General features: G+C 58.3%; 18 protein-coding genes and 4 pseudogenes. 18 read left to right on the forward strand and 4 right to left on the reverse strand.

Features of this window, described 5'->3' with window-relative positions; genetic code table 11:
* Positions 1-103: 103 nt before the first annotated feature.
* Together K3555_RS04970 and K3555_RS04975 are read left to right on the forward strand one after the other, a co-directional pair.
* On the forward strand, positions 104-1,546 hold the full coding sequence (locus K3555_RS04970) for an NCS1 family nucleobase:cation symporter-1 (protein ID WP_260007621.1): 1,443 nt from the start codon (positions 104-106) through the stop codon (positions 1,544-1,546).
* A 240-nt stretch (positions 1,547-1,786) separates the two neighbouring features.
* Positions 1,787-2,176, forward strand: coding sequence for a transposase (locus tag K3555_RS04975; protein WP_409201674.1), 390 nt, complete (start codon positions 1,787-1,789; stop codon positions 2,174-2,176).
* A gap of 268 nt (positions 2,177-2,444) precedes the next feature.
* On the opposite strand, the gene K3555_RS04980 is transcribed toward K3555_RS04975, so the two are convergent.
* Positions 2,445-3,032: a globin domain-containing protein gene (locus tag K3555_RS04980; RefSeq protein ID WP_260007622.1), complete on the reverse strand. Its 588-nt coding sequence runs from the start codon at positions 3,030-3,032 to the stop codon at positions 2,445-2,447.
* Between the two features lie 145 nt (positions 3,033-3,177).
* Between K3555_RS04980 and K3555_RS04985 the strand changes: the two genes are divergently transcribed.
* The 4 genes and pseudogenes from K3555_RS04985 to K3555_RS05000 all read left to right on the forward strand — a co-directional run bounded on the left by K3555_RS04985 (position 3,178) and on the right by K3555_RS05000 (position 7,302).
* Entirely contained in the window at positions 3,178-3,525 is a 348-nt protein-coding gene (locus K3555_RS04985; RefSeq protein WP_260007623.1) for an Rrf2 family transcriptional regulator, read from the forward strand.
* A gap of 78 nt (positions 3,526-3,603) precedes the next feature.
* On the forward strand, positions 3,604-4,491 hold the full coding sequence (locus K3555_RS04990; RefSeq protein WP_260005203.1) for a site-specific integrase: 888 nt from the start codon (positions 3,604-3,606) through the stop codon (positions 4,489-4,491).
* Positions 4,492-4,503: 12 nt separating this feature from the next.
* Positions 4,504-5,697, forward strand: a complete 1,194-nt coding sequence (locus K3555_RS04995; RefSeq protein WP_260005205.1) for an IS91 family transposase — start codon at positions 4,504-4,506, stop codon at positions 5,695-5,697.
* Between the two features lie 1,001 nt (positions 5,698-6,698).
* Positions 6,699-7,302 (forward strand): annotated as a pseudogene (locus K3555_RS05000) (HPP family protein).
* A gap of 268 nt (positions 7,303-7,570) precedes the next feature.
* On the opposite strand, the gene K3555_RS05005 reads toward K3555_RS05000, so the two are convergent.
* Positions 7,571-7,807 carry a hypothetical protein gene (locus K3555_RS05005; RefSeq protein WP_260007624.1) on the reverse strand — a complete coding sequence of 79 codons (237 nt, stop codon included), beginning with the start codon at positions 7,805-7,807 and terminating at the stop codon, positions 7,571-7,573.
* A gap of 154 nt (positions 7,808-7,961) precedes the next feature.
* On the opposite strand from K3555_RS05005, the gene K3555_RS05010 reads away from it, so the two are divergent.
* Entirely contained in the window at positions 7,962-8,696 is a 735-nt protein-coding gene (locus tag K3555_RS05010; RefSeq protein WP_260008488.1) for a Crp/Fnr family transcriptional regulator, read from the forward strand.
* 57 nt (positions 8,697-8,753) lie between these two features.
* Here K3555_RS05010 and K3555_RS05015 read toward each other — a convergent pair whose 3' ends face one another.
* Positions 8,754-8,942 (reverse strand): hypothetical protein, encoded by a 189-nt coding sequence (locus tag K3555_RS05015; RefSeq protein WP_027246853.1) that lies wholly within the window; start codon positions 8,940-8,942, stop codon positions 8,754-8,756.
* A 528-nt stretch (positions 8,943-9,470) separates the two neighbouring features.
* On the opposite strand from K3555_RS05015, the gene K3555_RS05020 reads away from it, so the two are divergent.
* The 7 genes from K3555_RS05020 (at position 9,471) to K3555_RS05050 (ending at position 14,321) form a co-directional block, all read left to right on the forward strand.
* Positions 9,471-9,737, forward strand: coding sequence for a hypothetical protein (locus K3555_RS05020; protein WP_259990715.1), 267 nt, complete (start codon positions 9,471-9,473; stop codon positions 9,735-9,737).
* A gap of 45 nt (positions 9,738-9,782) precedes the next feature.
* Entirely contained in the window at positions 9,783-10,136 is a 354-nt protein-coding gene (locus tag K3555_RS05025) for a hypothetical protein (RefSeq protein ID WP_014875288.1), read from the forward strand.
* Positions 10,126-10,881, forward strand: a complete 756-nt coding sequence (locus tag K3555_RS05030) for a hypothetical protein (RefSeq protein ID WP_260007625.1) — start codon at positions 10,126-10,128, stop codon at positions 10,879-10,881. The genes K3555_RS05025 and K3555_RS05030 overlap by 11 nt, the downstream gene beginning before the upstream one ends.
* Before the next feature lie 91 nt (positions 10,882-10,972).
* The gene (locus K3555_RS05035) at positions 10,973-12,163 is read left to right on the forward strand and encodes a DUF1611 domain-containing protein (RefSeq protein ID WP_260007626.1); all 1,191 of its coding nucleotides are present in this window, start codon (positions 10,973-10,975) and stop codon (positions 12,161-12,163) included.
* Positions 12,160-13,281, forward strand: coding sequence for an alanine/ornithine racemase family PLP-dependent enzyme (locus K3555_RS05040; RefSeq protein ID WP_260007627.1), 1,122 nt, complete (start codon positions 12,160-12,162; stop codon positions 13,279-13,281). Before K3555_RS05035 ends, K3555_RS05040 begins: the two co-directional genes overlap by 4 nt.
* A 378-nt stretch (positions 13,282-13,659) precedes the next feature.
* On the forward strand, positions 13,660-14,070 hold the full coding sequence (locus tag K3555_RS05045) for a hypothetical protein (RefSeq protein WP_260007628.1): 411 nt from the start codon (positions 13,660-13,662) through the stop codon (positions 14,068-14,070).
* Positions 14,071-14,126: 56 nt separating this feature from the next.
* The gene (locus K3555_RS05050; RefSeq protein ID WP_260007629.1) at positions 14,127-14,321 is read left to right on the forward strand and encodes a hypothetical protein; all 195 of its coding nucleotides are present in this window, start codon (positions 14,127-14,129) and stop codon (positions 14,319-14,321) included.
* A 179-nt stretch (positions 14,322-14,500) separates the two neighbouring features.
* On the opposite strand, the pseudogene K3555_RS05055 reads toward K3555_RS05050, so the two are convergent.
* A pseudogene (locus tag K3555_RS05055) lies at positions 14,501-15,886 on the reverse strand (transposase).
* Positions 15,887-15,930: 44 nt separating this feature from the next.
* On the opposite strand from K3555_RS05055, the gene K3555_RS05060 reads away from it, so the two are divergent.
* The 4 genes and pseudogenes from K3555_RS05060 to K3555_RS05075 all read left to right on the forward strand — a co-directional run.
* Positions 15,931-16,200, forward strand: a complete 270-nt coding sequence (locus K3555_RS05060) for a hypothetical protein (protein ID WP_260007630.1) — start codon at positions 15,931-15,933, stop codon at positions 16,198-16,200.
* Positions 16,201-16,251: 51 nt separating this feature from the next.
* Complete coding sequence (locus K3555_RS05065; RefSeq protein ID WP_260007631.1) at positions 16,252-16,596, forward strand: site-specific integrase; 345 nt, start codon at positions 16,252-16,254, stop codon at positions 16,594-16,596.
* Positions 16,541-17,742 (forward strand): annotated as a pseudogene (locus K3555_RS05070) (IS3 family transposase). The gene K3555_RS05065 and the pseudogene K3555_RS05070 overlap by 56 nt, the downstream one beginning before the upstream one ends.
* Positions 17,705-18,282, forward strand: a pseudogene (locus K3555_RS05075) (IS5 family transposase); the annotation flags it as partial. The pseudogenes K3555_RS05070 and K3555_RS05075, both read left to right, overlap by 38 nt.
* Positions 18,283-18,285: the final 3 nt, after the last annotated feature.

The following is an 18,285-nucleotide window of genomic DNA, read 5'->3' on the forward strand; positions in this document are numbered from 1 at the left end:
TGCTAGATAACATATCTTCTAAAATGTTAGATGCAAGATTAATTTCGCTCGATGTTTAACAGGATAAAAAAGCCGCTTGTCGGGTGGCTTCGGGGAGGAAAGCATGGCTTCTATAGATCAATCGAATGTCGCCCACGGTGGCACGTTAGACCCAGAGGGCAACGCCCTTAACCCAGTCGGCGCTGACGAAAAAACCTGGGGATGGTTCGCGATCTTCAACATCTGGGCAAACGACGTGCAATCGCTGTTCGGCTATTCACTTGTCGCGTCGCTGTTCATCTCGTTTGGTGTCGGCGGCTGGACTGCGTTTGCGGCTCTGATCACTGCCGGGCTTTTTGTCATGTGGATGGTCAACTTGTCTGGTGCCGCTGGTGAAAAATACGGCATTCCCTACCCTGTCTTCGCGCGCGCCAGCCTGGGAACCCAGGGCGCAAAGCTTCCGGCCATACTTCGGGCCACGGTTGCCGTGTTCTGGTACGGAGTTCAGGTTTACTTTGCCTCGACGGCGGTGGCTCTCCTGATCCGCTCAATCACCGGCGCAAGTGGCGGGGTGGAAATCCTCGGTCTGACGGGCATCGACTGGATTTCCTTCCTCATTGTCTGGGGCTTCCACATCGTCATTTTCTGGCGAGGCATGAACTGGGTCGAGACCTTCCTGAACATCGCCGGTCCTTTCGTCTATCTGGTGATGATCGGCTTGGTGATCGTGCTTTGGCAGCGCTCCGACGGTCAGCTTCTTTCGGCAACTGCGTCGATCTTTGCTAATCCCGAGGGTACGTTCTGGACAGAGTTCAAAGGCTTCACCGCCATCGTCGGCACAATGGTGGCCTATTTCGCCGCGGTCATGATCAACTTCAGCGACTTCTCGCGCTATGCTAAGGACAATCGGACGATGAAGCTGGGCAACCTTGCCGGTCTGCCCTTCAACATGATTCTGTTCTCGGCACTTGCGCTTTTGACCACTGGCGGCGCAGCTGTGGTGTTTGGTGAAGAAATCATCAACCCCACAGAAATCGTCGAGCGCACGGACAGCGTGCTGCTGGGCGTTATCGCGGCGATCACCTTCTTCGCCGCTACGGTTGGCATCAACCTGGTGGCCAATTTCATCCCCGCAGTAAATGGCATTGCCAACTTGGCACCAGAAAAGATCAGTTTCCGAAAGGCCGGCTTGATCACATCGATCTTTGCCCTGGTGATCGGTGGGTTCTGGAACAGCTTCATCAGCCAGTTCGGGATCAGCGGCTTCGTCAATACGCTCGGTGCCGTGCTCGCCCCGATCTTTGGGATCATGATTGTCGACTACTATCTGCACCGCAAAGAGCAGCTGAGCGAAGCCGATCTCTACAACATGGAAGGCGGCATCTATCACTTTGACAACGGCTGGAACGGTCGTGCAGTTAAGGCGTTCGGCGTGGCGGCGGTGTTCTCGGTTGCAACCGTCTGGGTCCCTTGGTTCGCAGTCTTGTCCGGCTTCAACTGGGTGATTGGCGCAATCCTGGGCGGCGTAATCTACCATGCCATCGCCAAGGACCACGTGAAAGTCTGATGATGCGCTAGTGTCTCGCCGGTGGAGCCTTGTGCTTCACCGGCAACCCTTCTGGGCTCATGACCGAAAACTCAGTTCCAAAATCAAGCTGGCGAGTTTGCCCTCTCCGGCAGGGCTGGATCTGGCTGGACAAACGGATCGAGATGACCACGGCTGAAATCATGGAGGTCAGCGAAACTGAGCCGGGTTGCCAGCGGCTTATGACGATCCCAGGTATTTGGCCCGTTGATCTCAACGGCGATGGCTGCTGCCGTTGGCGAGGGCGAGGCCTATGACCGGGGACGCGACTTTGCAGCCTGGCTCGGATTGGTCCCGAGGCAAAGCAGCACCGGCGGGCGCACGATATTGGGGAGCAACACAAAACGGGGCAGTCGTCATCTGCGCATGCTCTTTGTGCAGGCCGCACAGGTCATCATGATGCGCCCCAAGAACTGGCACAAGTTCAGCTTTGGTCCGTGGCTGGAAGCAGCGTCAATGCGGATGCAGCACAACAAACTTGGTGCGGCACTGGCCAACAAGCTCGCCCGGATCGCCTGGAGCGTCCTCAGCTCCGGCAAAGACTTTGATTGGAAAGGACAAGAGATAGCGGCTGCGGTCCGATCAGGCCAATGCCGCAAACAACGTTCGTAAACCTCAACTGCATGGAACGGAATTAAGACGCACCCAAAGTCTGAGAGCCCAAATGGTCATCAATGATCTGGCAAGTAATGAGACAGCGGCGCGTGCGCACTCCCAACAGGGCCACGGCAAACAATGAAGCCGATACAAAGGCCGGATACATATCAGCGGCTTCCAGAAGACATGCGATTGATCACTTGCAAACAGCAGCCGGTACATACATTGGGCTCTCTGCTGACCTCGAATGCGCTGCAGCATCCACGGGCTCCAGATCGCCCGGCTAGGCGCGACCGGCCCAACTAGAGGTGGTCGCGGGGTTGATCCAGCGACGTTTTCGGTGATGTGCTGCCACCCGCGTCCCAAAAGCCGAGGTTCGGCCTAGTGGCGGCGAAATCTTGGTGAGAGCCCAATGTGCCGGATGCTGCGTTCTGTACTGGTAAAGCTGCTCTTCGCGGCCAATCAGGATGTTGGCTAGGAACCAATATGCTTCGCTCCAGGCGCGGATCACTTCCTCGGTCGCCGCCTCTTTGAGAACCGCCTTGATCGCGGCCAGCAGGGCGCTGACGACATGATCATAGTGGCGGGGTTCGATTTGCAGGCCCACATGCTTGTTTGCAATACGCTCCACCGCCGACGCCATCGCCGGAAGGTTTTCGATGTTCTGGGCGTAGGCCAGGATCGCGTTGGCCAATGCTGCGTGCTGGGGGGAGGCGCCGTTCTGGTGCGACTGGTTGAACAGTGTGCGGATTTCAGGATCGGCCAGCAGCCTGTCGTACATCTCTGCTACGATCTCGCGCCCATGCTGCGCCAGCGCCGGAACAGTCGCCTTTACGGTATCGATGGTGGTTTGGCTGAGTGGCTGTGCCATTGCACGCTCTTGATTTGTCGGTTGGCAAGCCTGCGGCCTGCTTCGTGAGTTTCACTGCATGAAACATTCAGGCTGGTTGCATGTATGATTGCAGCTTTGAAAGATGCAATCCAAATGAATATTAAAAGCGTGATCGGAGCCCCGGATGAAGCTGAACCTGACAACTGATTACGCGTTGAGAATTCTTATTTTTCTGACGTCCAAACCCGAAGAGCTGCACTCGATTGAGACATTGAGCCGCATCTACCGTCTGCCGCACAGCTCTTTGATGAAGATCGTCAGCGAGCTGGTCCGGCAAGGCTGCGTCATGAGTGTTCGCAGCCGCTACGGCGGCATCAAGCTCGGACAGGCCGCCAGCGAAATCAATGTGGTGCAAGTCGTACGGAGCATGGAGGAAAGCTTCGAAGTTGCCAATTGCGGAGAATGTCTGATCCAGCCCCAAGGACGAAGCCGCTCCGCGGCATTGGCGCGGGTGGCTGATGTTCAGCGATGATCTGACAGTGGTGCATTTGGGGAACGGCATTTCTGCCTGACGATTGAGCCCTTCTCAATCATCAGACAGGAGGCTCCCATGACAGAGGAGAGATCAACCCCGCTTCGAGAGCGGATGATCGAGGACATGCGCATCCGCGGGATGGGCGACAAGGCGCAGAAAGCGCATATCCGGGCGGTCAAGGATTTCGCCATTTTCCTCGGGCACCCGCCGGATACCGCCTCACCGGAGGAACTCCGCGCCTATCAACTGCACATGACGGATACAGGGGTCACGCCGGCGACTTTCAACGCCAGGATCGTGGCGCTCAGATTCTTCTTCGGCATGACCTGCGGGCGCGAGGAGATGAAGCGCTACATGCAGTTCCGCACCCAGCCCAGGAGGTTGCCTGTAGTCTTCAGCGTTGAAGAGGTATCGGACATCCTGATGGCGGCGCCGGGGCCCGGGCTCAAATACCGTGCCGCGCTCAGCATTTCCTACGGCGCGGGGCTGCGGGCCGCCGAGGTCTGTAACCTCAAGATCGGCGATATCGACAGCAACCGGATGCTGATCCATGTCGAACAGGGCAAAGGGCGGAAGGACCGGAAGGTGATGCTGTCACCCGGGCTTCTGAGCTTGCTGCGCGACTACTGGCGCGAGGCGCGGCCGGAGGGCTGGCTGTTCCCCGGCAAGCCGAAGATCAACCCGCTGTCGCCACGGCAGCTGAACCGCGCCTTCACGTCAGCGAAGAACATGGCCGGCATCAAAAAGGCCGCCACTCTGCATACCCTGCGGCACAGCTTTGCGACGCATCTGCTGGAGGCCAACACCGATGTCCGGGTCATCCAGGTGCTGCTCGGCCATGCCAAGCTGAGCACGACGGCCCAATACACCCATGTCGCCACCAAGACGATCCGTGACACGGTCAGCCCCTACGAGATGCTGGAGCAGTTGCAGGATCAGACAATCAAGCGAAGCCTGAAGTGACGGGGCACTGGGGTGTCCCGCCCGGGGCTGGAGATTGCTGATATATTCCGTGCCCATGGTGCCGCGTGGCGGCGGGCCAATGCAGGGCATGTCAGCCTGACCCAGCTCAAGGTGATGTCGGCAATCGAAGCCTGCCGGACCGAAGCGCTCGGCGGGCATGTGGCCGGGTGCGCCAAATGCGGCCATCGCCACATCGCCTACAATTCCTGCAAGAACCGGCACTGCCCGAAGTGCCAAGGGCCAGCGGCGCGCGACTGGATGGAAGCCCGCGCCGAGGACCTGCTGCCCGTGGAGTATTTCCACGTGGTCTTCACCCTGCCCGCAGAGATCGCCCGGATCGCCTCCTGGAACAAGCGGGCGGTCTACGGTCTGCTGTTCCGGGCGTCGGCACAAACGGTCATGACCATCGCAGCGGACTCCAAGCGCCTTGGTGCTCGGGTGGGCATGACCAGCGTGCTGCATACCTGGGGATCGGCGCTGACCCATCACCCCCACATCCATATGATCGTTCCCGGTGGCGGCCTGTCTCTGGACGGCGCGAGATGGATTGCCTGCAAGCCCGGGTTCTTCCTGCATGTGCGGGTCCTGTCGCGCTTGTTCCGGCGGCTGTTTCTGGAGGGGCTGATGGCGCTTCACCGCGCCGGGGAGCTGGCCTTCTTCGGCGACCTGGAACCGCTGGCGCAGGCCGATGCCTTCGCAGAGTGGCTGGCTCCTTTGCGCAAGTCCGAATGGGTGGTCTATGCCAAACCGCCCTTCGGAGGCCCGGAAGCCGTTCTCGCCTATCTCAGCCGGTACACCCACCGGGTGGCCATCTCGAACGCACGCCTCGTCAGCGCCGACGCAGGCACCGTGGCATTCCGTTGGAAGGACTACAGGATCAAGCGCGGCGACAGGCAGAAAGTCATGCGTTTGGCCACGCCCGAGTTCATCCGCCGCTTCCTGATCCACGTCCTGCCCGCTGGTTTCCACCGCATCCGGCACTACGGCTTGCTCGCCTCAGCGCAGCGCAAGGCCAACATCGCCCGGTGCCGTGCCCTGCTCGGGACAAGGTGCCCGGCTCAAGAACCGCCAGAAGCCGCCGAGGTTCTCCCGCTCACCCTGCGTGAGCCATGCCCGTGCTGTGGCGGAACAATGCATATCATCGAGATCTTCCGGCGCGGGCAAAAACCCCGGTCGCGCGCGCCACCGCGGAAGGAGGCGGCATGACGAAACGCCCGTCATTCCGGTATTGTGAACACCGGGCATCCGCAGCCGCCCGGCTGTCTCCATTTACGCCTGTACTCTCCTGCAAGCTCAGAACCACGCCGAAACGCCGCTTTCGTCGCAGCAATTGTCCGGAGGCCCCCGTTAAGAGCATCCCAACCGGCATCGGAATGCCTCCGGCTTGGCCGCTGGCTCCAACCGCAGACCCCGCCGTCTGCGCTCTTTCCCCATAGACAGCCCCAAGAGTCCCGCGGCTTCCACCTTGGGAGGTTTTCCAACGCGGGCCGATGTCGCGCCAAGCCGCACCCTCACACCGCGGCCCGCATCAGAAAACCTTCACCAATGCGGGCTTCGAGGGGTCTTTGCTGAAGCGGTCGATGCGTTTCTGAGTGTCCTCGACCGCAGCACCGTCGCCGATCTGATCAGAAACAAGGCGGATCTGGTTCCGTTGCTGACATTGTCGGAGGCGGCAGATAATCCGTAATCCGCCGTGAACCGGCCAAGGAACCCAAACTGGTCAAGGGCAGTGACCAGGGGCTTGGCAGGACGCTAATTGCAGGGAGTGGCTGAAATTTGCGACGCCGTCCCCGTTTGGCCTGCCAACTGCAAGACACACCCGGTTAGTGAGCAGGAAAACAAGTACGAAACGCGGCTTACTATGTCTTCTTTCTGCCTGAGGTTCTGGGTAACCGTGGCTTCCTGCAATGGCGAAAGGGATGCTGCAAGGCTGGAAGAACATTTGTGTGCCGAACCATGAGCCACCGAAGAGTTGCCGGGCGATAAAACGTTTTCATAGCGCCTGTTTTGTGCGCAGTTTACCGGCGGGTGGTTCATTTCCGGGCAGGCGGAGCCATGCAGCTGAAGTCAAATCTCTTGCGCCATCTCTCACCGGTATTGCCGCCAGCACAGATACGGAAAACCCTCGCGTGGCGACGGGTGCCGCCACCGGGATTTGTGTTTGCGCGTTGTTCGCGCTTGTCTGGCCGGAAATCGCAGGGGTTCCAATGCGCCTGCTCGCCGCCTTGGGCGCCTCCGCGGTTTTAATCTACGCCGTCCAAAATTCCCCGCTGGCGCAGCCCTGGTCGGCAATCTGCGGCAATGTTGTTTCCGCCGCGGCAGCGGTTGCAGTCTTGCAAAACCGTGCCCATGCCCTGGCAACCGGCATTGGCTGTGGCCGCCGCGATCTTCGCAATGATGATCGCGCGGGCCCTGCATCCTCCGGACGGGGCAATTCCCTTGCTGGCGGGACTGGAACCGGAGCCGGTCCTTGATGCAGGTTTTGCCTTTGCGATCGTACCAGTTGACCTTCTGATGGCCGCTTTAGTCCTGACGGGTGTTCTGATTAACTGGGTCACAGGCCGGATGTACCCGTTTGGCCAATCCTTAGAGACGCCTGTGCAGCCGCAAGAGGTCCGCGTGGGTCTCAGCAATGACGAGCTGGAGGAGTTGCTGGAGCGCTTCCATCAATCTGCCAACATCGGCGTGGCAGATCTGGGGCGGTTGCTTGCCGGTACCGAAGGATGGCCGCCTGGCAGGTATTCTCACGCGTACCGACATCATTGGTCTGCTTCTGCGAGGGGCGCAAAACAGATTGGCCGCGTAAGTTAGAAGTCGGTTAGGGGCACTGGAGACGCCCAGGCTGCACCTTCGGTGCCGGGCAGTTTTTACCGCTCAACTTCAGTTAGTGCTGGGCGCAACTAAAGGCGACTCACCCCGGATCAGCTACTCGTGCTGGTTGCGGCAAATTGGCGGGTCGAACCCAAAACGCCGAATGCAGCGCCTGGCCCGAGCGGCAGGGCTGCGCAGGAAGCGGGCTTTGCAAAGCATTGATTGCTTCCCGATTTCGGCCCTTCGCGCCGCTTGCCGGGAGCCGCAATCACGGCCGCCGGACAGAGTTTCCGTTGGCGATGATCTGATTGATCAGAGCGGCTGCTGCCTTGTGAGTTACGACTTCTGCATCCGTACCGGCAGCGTTTTCATGTGAGGCTGCTGCGTCACGGAGGATTCCGGTGATTTCATGCTCCGGCATCACTTGGAGGTCATTCATGGCAAGCAGCAGCGCCTCGCAAATTGATAAGGCGGCCATTCCCGCCTTGTCGGAATACTCAGGCATCCTGCATTCTCCTTTCTTGCATTGCATATCAAGCCAATGTGGCAGACTGGTGATCAAGGGCATCTTTGCAGAAAACGGAGTATGCTGGGCTGATCGAGAGCAGTCCCTGTCCTGGGGGCGTTCTGAACTGCCGCGTCTGTCCGGGGGGGGGGCCATGAACGCTATCAAAAATAGCCCGTTTACAAGAAAGCTATCAGCTTTTGCCGTATTGTCAGAAGATGAGCTTGCCGTGCTGGAGCGTTTGCACCAGCGCCGCAGAACTTTTTCTGCCGGGAGCGACCTTGTGCATCAGGGGCAGCCGGAACAAGCTGCCTATATTCTGTCCTCCGGCTGGGCCTGCTCCTATAAAATTCAGCAGGAGGGGTCGCGCCAGATCGTTGACTTTCAGATACCGGGTGATTTCCTGGGATTGCGCAGCGTTCTTCTGCGCACCTCTGACCATAGCATTGAACCTATCGTGGAGATCGAAGCTGCCGAAGTTCTGGCAGAAGACCTTCTTGGGGCATTTGCCGATACCCCAAGGCTGGCGGCAGCCATACTGTGGGCAGCGTCCCGGGACGAAGCAATGGTGGTGGAGCATCTTGTGGGACTTGGGCGCCGTGATGCGGATGCCCGAATGGCGCATTTCCTGCTGGAACTTGGTGCAAGGCTGGCTCTCGTCGGGATGGGAAGCAAGGCGGGCTATGCCTGTCCGTTAACGCAATACCACCTGGCCGACGCGCTGGGACTGACCGCAGTCCATGTGAACCGTGTGCTGCGCCAACTGCGGGAACGAGATCTGGTCACCTTCCGCGACGGTTATGTGAAGTTCGGCAGTTTTGACCGCCTGGTGGCACTGGCGGATTTCGATCCGGGATATCTGGATCAGGCTGGGCCGCTTCTGAAATGAAGCGGCCGCCCTCGGGTAAAACCTGGGCGGCCGGAAAACCGGTCCGGAATAGGAAGGTTACACGAGGGCTAGTTTTGCCGCATCAAGCTCTTTGTACATTTCAGCATCGTTTTCCTCGCTCTGCGCCAGCTCGGCCAGCCGGTAATGCTTCCAGGCGGTGTCTTTCCGTGGCCCGGCAGGAGCCCTTTCGCAGGCAGCCCTGACAGAGGCCAGTTTTATGGACATCTCTCTTGTTTCAGGTGTCATTCGATTGTCCTTTCTTTGGCGTTCGCGGAAAACAAGAAGCGCGAACCATATGCCGAGCCAAATTAGGCCGGCACATCCTCCGCGCTTCTTGGCACTCGTAATACCCCCGCTGGCAAATGCATGGCCAGTCCGAGATGCTTAGCTGGATCCCGATCAGTGCGCACTGACCTAGGTTAGCTAGCGGCGCTGCGTTGCGGAGGCTTGTCAGGGATCAGGCTTTCTCCGTCAGCGAAAGACGCGGCCGATTGGGGCCAGGCACCAGATCATCCTATGGCTTCAGAGAGCCCTATACCCGGGCACAGAGCAGCGGCTGTAAAGCACCCGCCTCTCCGGTTGATCAAAACCACACCTGGAACCGCCCAAGCTGGAAAACCGTCAGGCGCTAACATCGATCAGCACGTGACCATTCCTTTCAGCTTAAAGTCTCGATGACACTCAGCGCTGCCGTGATCTCGCGCAACAGGTTACGAGGCGCCCCGCGGCAGCAGCTGCAAGCAGCCGCCATACAGGACATCAATGAGAAACAGGATGAACACACGGTCGTCCAGACTGATGGTGACGTTTTCCCATCCGTTTGCCTTAGCTGGCTACGCTGACGAACTTCCTTCGGGTGGGTACGAAGTTATCGTGGAAGAGGAGCTTATTCAGGGGCTCAGCTTCGAAGCTTACCGAACCACAGCAACCTACCTGCTGGTCCATGGCAGGGGCGGCCGCGCGGGGCGGACCGAACTGCGCCTGATCACTCAGAAGGATTTGGAAACGGCGCTGAACCGCGACAGCGGATTCCACACATAACAGCAATCATAGCGAGGCGGCGCTTTCTCCGCAGGAGGACTAGAAATGACTTATCCCGAATGGCTGAAACCCGGCGTTTACGGTGCCTTGATTGGCGCGGTTTCTATTACTATTGCCGGTTTTTCTTGGGGCGGCTGGGTGACAGGAGGTCATGCAGAGGCAATGGCGAGCACCAGATCCCATGACGAACTGATTGCAGCCTTGGTGCCAGTGTGCGTCAACATGGCCAAAACAGACACCGACCGGATCGCCAAGCTGGCGTCAATCCAGGAAACGATGTCCTTCAAACGCCGGGACGCGGTTATTGCAACGGGCTGGGCAACAGTTCCGGGCGCTGAAACGCCAAACCGTGATCTGGCGCAGGCTTGTCTGGCCGGGCTGGAATTAGATGCATCGTAATCTTCTTCCACCAATACCGCTTCTTCGCGCCAACGCGGAGAACTTCAGCCGGGTGATGGAATTAAGACGTTTTCTGCACTCAATGATCAAACGCCTTATTGTGGTGTTCGGTCTGCTGGCAGCCTTTATTCAACCTGCATTTTCAGAGACGGTTGCTCTTTCAGTGCCAGAGAATGCACATAAAAGCAGTTACGGTGATGGCTGGGAATGCAACCGGTCTTACCGGGCGGTCGGCAGCGCCTGCATAGCCGTCGTCGTTCCGCAAAATGCCTACCCCACACACAGAAGCTATGGTCCCGGGTGGGAATGCTCACACGGGTTCATTGAGGCCGAAGGGGCGTCCTGTGCTAAAGTGTTTGTGCCCGAAGGCGGGTATCTTGCCCCCTCAGGAACTCGGTGGAACTGCCTGCGCGGTTATAGAAAGATCGACGATTTCTGCCAGAAAATAGTTCTGCCGCCTGACGCCTATCTGACCAACAGCACACACGGGCCAAGCTGGCTTTGCGACCGCGGTTTCGAAGCTAAAGGCGGCGCCTGCGCAGTTATCGAAGTTCCAGAACACGCCTTCCTGAATGCGTCGGCTTATGGCCGGCAGTGGAAATGCGAGCGCGGCTACGCAGTGTCCGGTGACCACTGTATCCTGATTGAACTGCCGGAAAATGCACATCTTGCCAGGACGGGTAACCGTTGGGAGTGCAACAAGAATTTTCAGCAGAAGAAAGGCCGCTGTGTTCTGAACAACTAGGCGCCGCACCTCCGGCTGCCGGCTTGGCAGCATCAATACCTGCATCAAGAGCACCAATGCCCTGAACGCGGGCCTCTCAGAAGGAAATTCCATGGAAACCGCAGTCAAAGCGGGAAGGCCGGTATGGCAAAATGCCAGCGGTCCGCAACTACGATTATCTGAACGCTCTCAGAAACCTGGCGGTTCCCCCGCCGCTCGCCCCCCCACCGCAATCGTGTATTGCGAAGGGAATTTCGCACGTGTCGACGGCAAGACAGCAAACGGGCTTGTCCGGCACTCACAAGCCTATCGCATACTCTCGGTGGTCGACAGTGATCACGCAGGAGGTGACAGCGGGCAGATCCTTGACGGCGCCCCGAACCACATTCCAGTCTTTGACGATCTTGAAACGGCAGTTACTCACGAGGCAGTCATTCCTGACACGCTGATCTATGGGATGGCTCCGTCAGACGGAAAACTGTCGGCAGATGACCGCCGTGTTGTGCTGGATGCAGTATCTTTAGGGATGAACATTGTCAGCGGGCTGCATGAATACCTCAGTGACGATCCGGAGATCGCCTTGGCAGCCAAATCGCGCAGTGTTTCCCTTCGCGATATCCGCAAACCGCGGAGCAGCAAGGACATGCGTCTGTTTGACGGCAGTGTCGCGAATGTGAAGGCAATCCGTATTGCTGTACTGGGAACTGATTGTGCGATTGGTAAGCGGACGACGGCAACGCTTCTCGCCCGCGAACTGAATGCGCAAGGGATCAGGACTGTTCTGGTTGGCACCGGCCAGACCGGCCTGATGCAGGGGGCCAAATACGGCGTGGCAATGGACGCAGTGCCGCCGCAATTCTGCTGCGGGGAACTTGAAGGGGCCATTGTCGCGGCATCCGAAGGTGAACAGCCTGATGTCATTCTGATCGAAGGCCAGGGCGCACTCAGCCATCCGGCATTCTGCACGTCTGCATTCATTCTGCGCGGCAGCCAGCCGGACGCGGTGATCCTTCAGCACGCCCCCAAGCGGGCGCACCGTTGCGACTTTCCAAACATGGCCATGCCTGATCCCGGTGACGAAATCGCCTTGATTGAAGCCTTCGCGAACACAAAGGTGATCGGCGTGACACTCAATCACGAGGGGATGACGGAAGCCGGACTCACTGCCGCGATCAAGGAACATGCCGGCAACCTGGGCCTTCCTGTCAGCGATGCCCTCAGCCGCCCCGCGGCGCATCTTGCCGAAATTGTCCTGTCCGCATACCCCCGGTTGCGGCCAATGCCTGTTGCGGCAGCGTTATGACCGCACCGCGTATCAAAATTGACCTGCACAAAATCCGCGACAACACGCGATGTCTAGTTGAGCGTCTGAAACCGCGCGGAATTACCGTCACAGGGGTCACAAAAGGCGTGTGCGGTCATCCTGGCATTGCAAGGGCGATGCTGGACGGCGGCGCGATCGGATTGGCAGATGCGCGGCTTGCCAATGTAAGACGCATGCGCAAAGCAGGGCTGACCTGTCCGATCCTGATGATCCGGACCCCAATGCTGAGCCAGGCCGGGCAAATCGTCGAAACTTGTGAAGCAAGCTGCAATACAGAGACCAGCGTTATTGCAAAGCTTGCCGCTGCGGCCTTGCGCAGAGGCATTCGTCACGAGATAATTCTGATGGTGGAAATGGGGGATGGGCGGGAAGGCATCATGCCTGAGGATCTGACGGATGCTGCCCTTCACGTCACCAGGACGCCGGGTGTGCTTCTCAAAGGTATAGGCGCAAATTTCGCCTGTCTGGCTGGTGCAGCCCCCACCTCCGGGATGATGGCGGCACTCTCAACCCTTGCTGATGACATTGAGCAGATGTGCGGACCCTTCGCCGAAGTGGTTTCCGGGGGAAGTTCCGCAAACCTGCCATGGGCATTCGATGGCGGGGCGGCAGGGCGGATCAACAATTTGCGCATAGGCGAGGCCATCCTGCTGGGCACTGACCCTGTTTCGGGGCATCCGATCAGCGGGCTTCATACAGATGCTTTCACGCTGCTGGCTGAGGTGATCGAGACGAAAATCAAATCAAAGCCGGTACCGCTGAAATTATCCGACCCGGCCCTCTCGGCGCTGAGCCTGGTGCCAGGCAATCATTGGACAACCCGCTCGATCCTGGCCCTCGGGCTGCAAGACACCGACCCTGCCGGGCTGGCCTTTCCAGCGGCTGTTACCTTTGCCGGTGCGACCAGCGATCACATTGTGGTTGAGACGACCAATTGCCCCCTTCGCATCGGCAGCGAGATGTCGTTGAAAATGAGCTACAGCGCCCTTGTGCGCGCCATGGCAGCCCCCGATGTTTCGAAGGTTCTACACGGAAACAGAACATTGACAGAAGGTGCCGCCGCCAGCCGCAACGACCGGCTTCCTGAGTTTTTTTGATCCTGGCGTTTCCTTAACAGCGTTGCTCCAAACCGCAATCAGAGGCCTCCTTCTGCGGCGTTCCGTAGTAAATGGTGCAGTGAATGCCTATATTGGTTTCAGTTGCGCATCTTTCCGTGCCTCGCCGCTGGCATGAAAATGGCTCCGGCCGTCAGGCGATCGCAACATCTCTCTCAAAGACCGGATGGCTCCTGTGGCGGCCTTGCCGGAACCAAAGCCCTCTGCAGCTTTGCAAGCTGTGGCGGACTTCGGGCGTCTTTCAAAACCCCGGAAACGCCCAATCCTGCCGCTTGGAGGTCAGGGAAACATTCAAGCGGCGGAGACATACACGCTATGGGTCGCGCAAATACAGCTCAGCAGCAGAGGAGAGATAAATTAATGGATCAGCTCAGCAGCAGGACCGTCGCAGTATTTTCCCGATCCTTCACCTTGCCGGGTTTTGATGAGGCACTCCCCGCTGGTGAATATGATATTGAAACCGAATTATCCGCGCCTCCTGACCACCTGGATCCTCAAGCCTGGAAGGCTTCGGTTCTGGTGCATCTGCATCCCCGGAAATCACACCCTGGTCTGGCGAGGAGCCTGACCGTTTCATTGGCGGATCTCGAAAGCGCCCGGGCCAAAGACAAGCTTTCTGGAAAAGAGCTGTCGACGTTCATCTTCGAGGAAATGCTAGCCGATCCGATGGTGCGCCTTGTTATGCAATCCGACGGTGTCTCCGAAGCTCAGATCCGGCACCTTTACTCTGGTTTGGGAATATCAGAGCCGGATGGCGAACGGCATGACTAGCAGTTTGAGTACATGCGGCAAAAGGAGCGGCTCTGAATAATGGAGGCAGGCCAATCATGACCAATACCGATCAAAATGAAGTATTCTTGGCTCCGGCCCGCGAAGACGTGCCGCGGGAGCGCCAGTGCCTGCGCTGCAACACCGCGTTCTGGAGTGAAGGGTTCGGTGAACGGATCTGCCGACGCTGCAAAGCGTCGAATGCATGGCGCAACGCCGTTCCAGTAAGGTCCGGTTCACCTCGCCGTCACTGAATGCTCCAGTTAATGACAGCCTCCTTGTGCTTGCTTCGGGCTTTGTGAGAAAAGGTGAAGGTCTGCTTCGACGATTTCGGGCGGCTGCTTGGCGTCTGTTCCGTCCCGATTCTGTTGAAAAACAACGTGTTGCTGGCGCAGAAAGTAGCGTCTCAAACAGAGTGCAGGCGCCTTTCTGATCACGCTTTGCGGGCTTGCTGCGGTGCAGGAAAGTTCTTGGCCAGTTTGCGGAGGTTTTGAGCGGTTGCGGCGAGTAGGAATTCGTCATTTTCGCCGCATGGGCCACGTAATCGGAGCCGTCCGAGGCCAAGGATGCGTTTGAGATGGGCGAAGAGCCTCTCGATCTTCATTCGCAGCTTCATCGAGATTCCGTATTGTTTGGTCTTTGCAATATCGCGTGCAATCTGACGGGCGTCTTCGTGTTCTTCCCGGGTGATGGAACGGGTGTCCATGCTGGGGCAACAACGGGCCTTTGATGGGCATGATTGGCAGGTGAGCTTGAGCGCCCGGTATTTTGCGACACCTTTGCCGGTTGGTCCCCTGTTTGGATCGGAGTAGTTACGGCGGAACGGCTTCAGTTCCTGACCTTCGGGGCAGATGTATTAATTGTTCTCAGCATCCCATTCGAAGTCAGCCCGTGTCCAGGTTCCATCTGTCCGGCCAGCCCTGTCGATAACTGGAATATGTGGCGCGATTTTGCGACCCACCAGCCAGCCCAACATCGGGCCGGAGCCGTATGCCGTGTCCGCAATGATCCGTTCCGGGTGCTGGCCAAACCCGCCTTTGACCCGATCCAGCATCGTGCGGACAGCACCCGCTTCTGCCTTTCTGATCGACCGGGTCGCTTCGACGTCCACGATGATGCTGTGATCTGTGCCGATGAGATAGTTGGTGGAATAGGCAAAGAACGCAGGGCCTTTGCGGGCTGCTGTCCATTGGCTGGACGGGCCGGAATGGGACGTGAACTTTGGTTCGGCCATTGTTGCTGCGCCAAAAGCCGCGTCGTCCAGTGCGCCGAGATACTCGCGCACGGCACGTGGTGCGTCGTCGGGGGTGATGGTGCCGTGATCCCAATCTTCCTTGGGTGTCGAGTTTTGTTTGTTCGCGTCCGCTTCAATCAAACTGGCATCCGCTGCAAAGCGCTGGCCGCTGACCAGTCCTTCGGCGATGCTACGCGCCGCCGTCGCTTCCAACAAGCGGCGTAACAGATTGCTGTCTCGGAACCTACCGTGCCTGTTCTTAGAGAAGGTGGAATGATCCGGCACAGCATCCGTCAGATCGAGGCGGCAAAACCAGTGAAACGCCAGGTTCAGATGCACCTCTTCACACAAACGCCATTCAGGCCGAATGCCCAAACAATAGCCAACCAATAGCATTCGGGTCAGCAACTCCGGATCAATCGGAGGGCGGCCTGTATAGCTGTAGAAATCAACCAGATACTGACGGATGTCGCTCAGATCGACGATGCGGTCAATGGACCGCAATAGGTGATCTTGAGGGGCATGATCCTCAATGGAGAACTCGCAGAACAGCGCACCTTGCGCTTCCTGCCTCGGTCCCAACATGATCAATCCCTCCGCTCGATACGGGAATTGAATCAGCAGTTCATGTGTCAATCAAGGAAGAGTTTTTCAACGAAACAGGCTGCCTGGCGTCATTGCAATTTTTCGCTGCGCGCGCTCGCAGCGCAAATTTTTCTGCATCTGCGCAGATTCTCGTGCTGCGGCGCGGCGGCGATTCCGGCCATTCGCGCATCGCGCAGCATTTTTGGATGTGGGAATTTGCAGGTCGCCGGACAAGGACGAAGCCGCTGCCGCGGCAATGTTACTTGTGGCTGGTGTTCCGCTTTGCGTTTGGCCGAGTGCATTTTGCGAACTGACGAACCTGTCTGTCGATTGGGATCTTCTCAATCTGATGACAGGAGGGTCCCATGGCGGACGCCAAGACCACGCATTTGCGTGAACGAATGATCGAAGATATGCGGATCAAAGGGCTGGGCGAGAACTCACAGAAGTCCCATATCCGGGCGGTTCGATACCTTGCCGAGTTCAAAGGCCGATCACCGGATACTGCGAGCGCCGAAGATCTGCGTGCTTACCAGCTTCACATGTTGAACACGAACGTCACCCCGTCGACCTATAAGGCGCGGCTGGTCGGGCTGCGGTTCTTTCCCCCACTGAAGTGGTCCTCCGCTATGTTTAGGAAAACGGCGGAATACCATGGCCAACAAACGGCCAAAGCCCGAGGAGATTGTCACGAAGTTACGGCAAGTTGAGGTTCTGACTGGGCAAGGTATGCCGCGTCTGGATGCGATCCGTCAGATTGGTGTGACTGAACAGGCGTCTTATCGCTGGAAGATCGAAGCATCGCAGCGCCATTGGTTCAAGCGTGATGCTGAGGTACGGTGGAATGGGCACGGACCAGCTGAAAGAACTGAAGCGTCTTCAGAAGGAAATGAACGGCTGAGAAAGGCGGTGTCTGACTTGACGCTGGACAAGTTGATTTTGGCGGAAGCTGCGAAGGGAAACTTCTAAGCCCCGCTCGCCGCCGCGCTTGCATTGATCGCGTTCGTGCTGAACTGCACATCCCGGAGCGCCGGGCATGCCGGGTTCTGACACAGCATCGATCCACGCAGCGCAAAGTGCCAGTAGGCCGCGCTGATGAAGAACGATTGGCGGCCGGCATGATCGAGCTGGCGGGACAATACGGTCGATATGGCTATCGTCGGATTGCGGCTTTGCTGAGGGACGCTGGCTGGCATGTGAATGACAAGCGGGTCGAAAGGCTGTGGCGGCGAGAGGGGCTGAAAGTACCAATGAAACAGCCGAAAAAGGGACGGCTCTGGCTGAACGATGGATCGTGCGCGCGTCTTCGGCCACAACGGCGCAACCATGTCTGGTCATATGACTTCGTGCATTGCCGCACTGACGATGGAAAAGCCTTCCGGACACTGAACATCATCGACGCGTACAGTCGGGAGTGTCTTGCCATTCGTGTGGATCGCAAGCTGAACTCAGGCAGCGTCATCGATGTCTTGAGCGGCCTGTTCATTCTGCGCGGGGCGCCGTCGTTCATTCGTTCAGACAACAGTCCGGAGTTTGTTGCTCAGGCCGTCCAGAACTGGATCAAGGCTGTTGGCGCGAAGACCGCATACATCGAACCAGGGTCTCCATGGGAGAACGGATATTGCGAGAGCTTCAACGCACGGTTCAGGGACGAGTTCTTGAACGGCGAAATCTTCTACAGCCTGCGAGAAGCTCAAATCCTCATCGAAGACTGGAGGAAACACGACAACACCAAACGCCCTCATAGTGCTCTGGGCTATCGCCCACCGGCGCCAATCGCTGCCCGGCAGTTGATTGCAGAGCAATCAATGAGAGGGGCGCAAAGTGCATCTTGCGATGGATGCTGCCATGTCTGACATCCGTGCTGTCCCTTGTCCGGCAGGCGATTTGCAAAGCAAATCTGACGAGAGGGAATTCACCCCCAGCCACGACGGCCCCACTCGTGGTTATGCTGCGCAAACCACGAGTGGGCAGTGGACAGCCCGGTCCTGCCGGAACTGCTCGATCAGATTCCGAAGGACGAAGAGATCAGCAGCGTGACCGCAGACGGAGCCTATGACACGCGCCGTTGCCACTCCGCCATCATCGAGCGTGGTGCCGCCCCGATTATCCCTATCCGCAAGAATGGTCGGCCGTGGAAAGAAAACTGCCCGGCGGCACAGGTCAGAAACGAAACCTTGCGCGCCACCCGGCACTACGGCCGGGCCTTCTGGAAACGCTGGACGGGATACCACGCCCGGAGCCGGGTCGAGGCAAAGATGCGCTGCTTGAAAGCATTCGGCGAGCGCATCGCTGCAAGAGACCCTGACCGCCAAACCGCCGAAATCCACATCCGCATCGCACTCATCAACCGCTTCAACGCACTCGGTACCGCCGAGATCGTCCGCGTCGCCTAAGTT

This window comes from Leisingera sp. M527, assembly GCF_025141525.1.
GTDB lineage: Bacteria > Pseudomonadota > Alphaproteobacteria > Rhodobacterales > Rhodobacteraceae > Leisingera.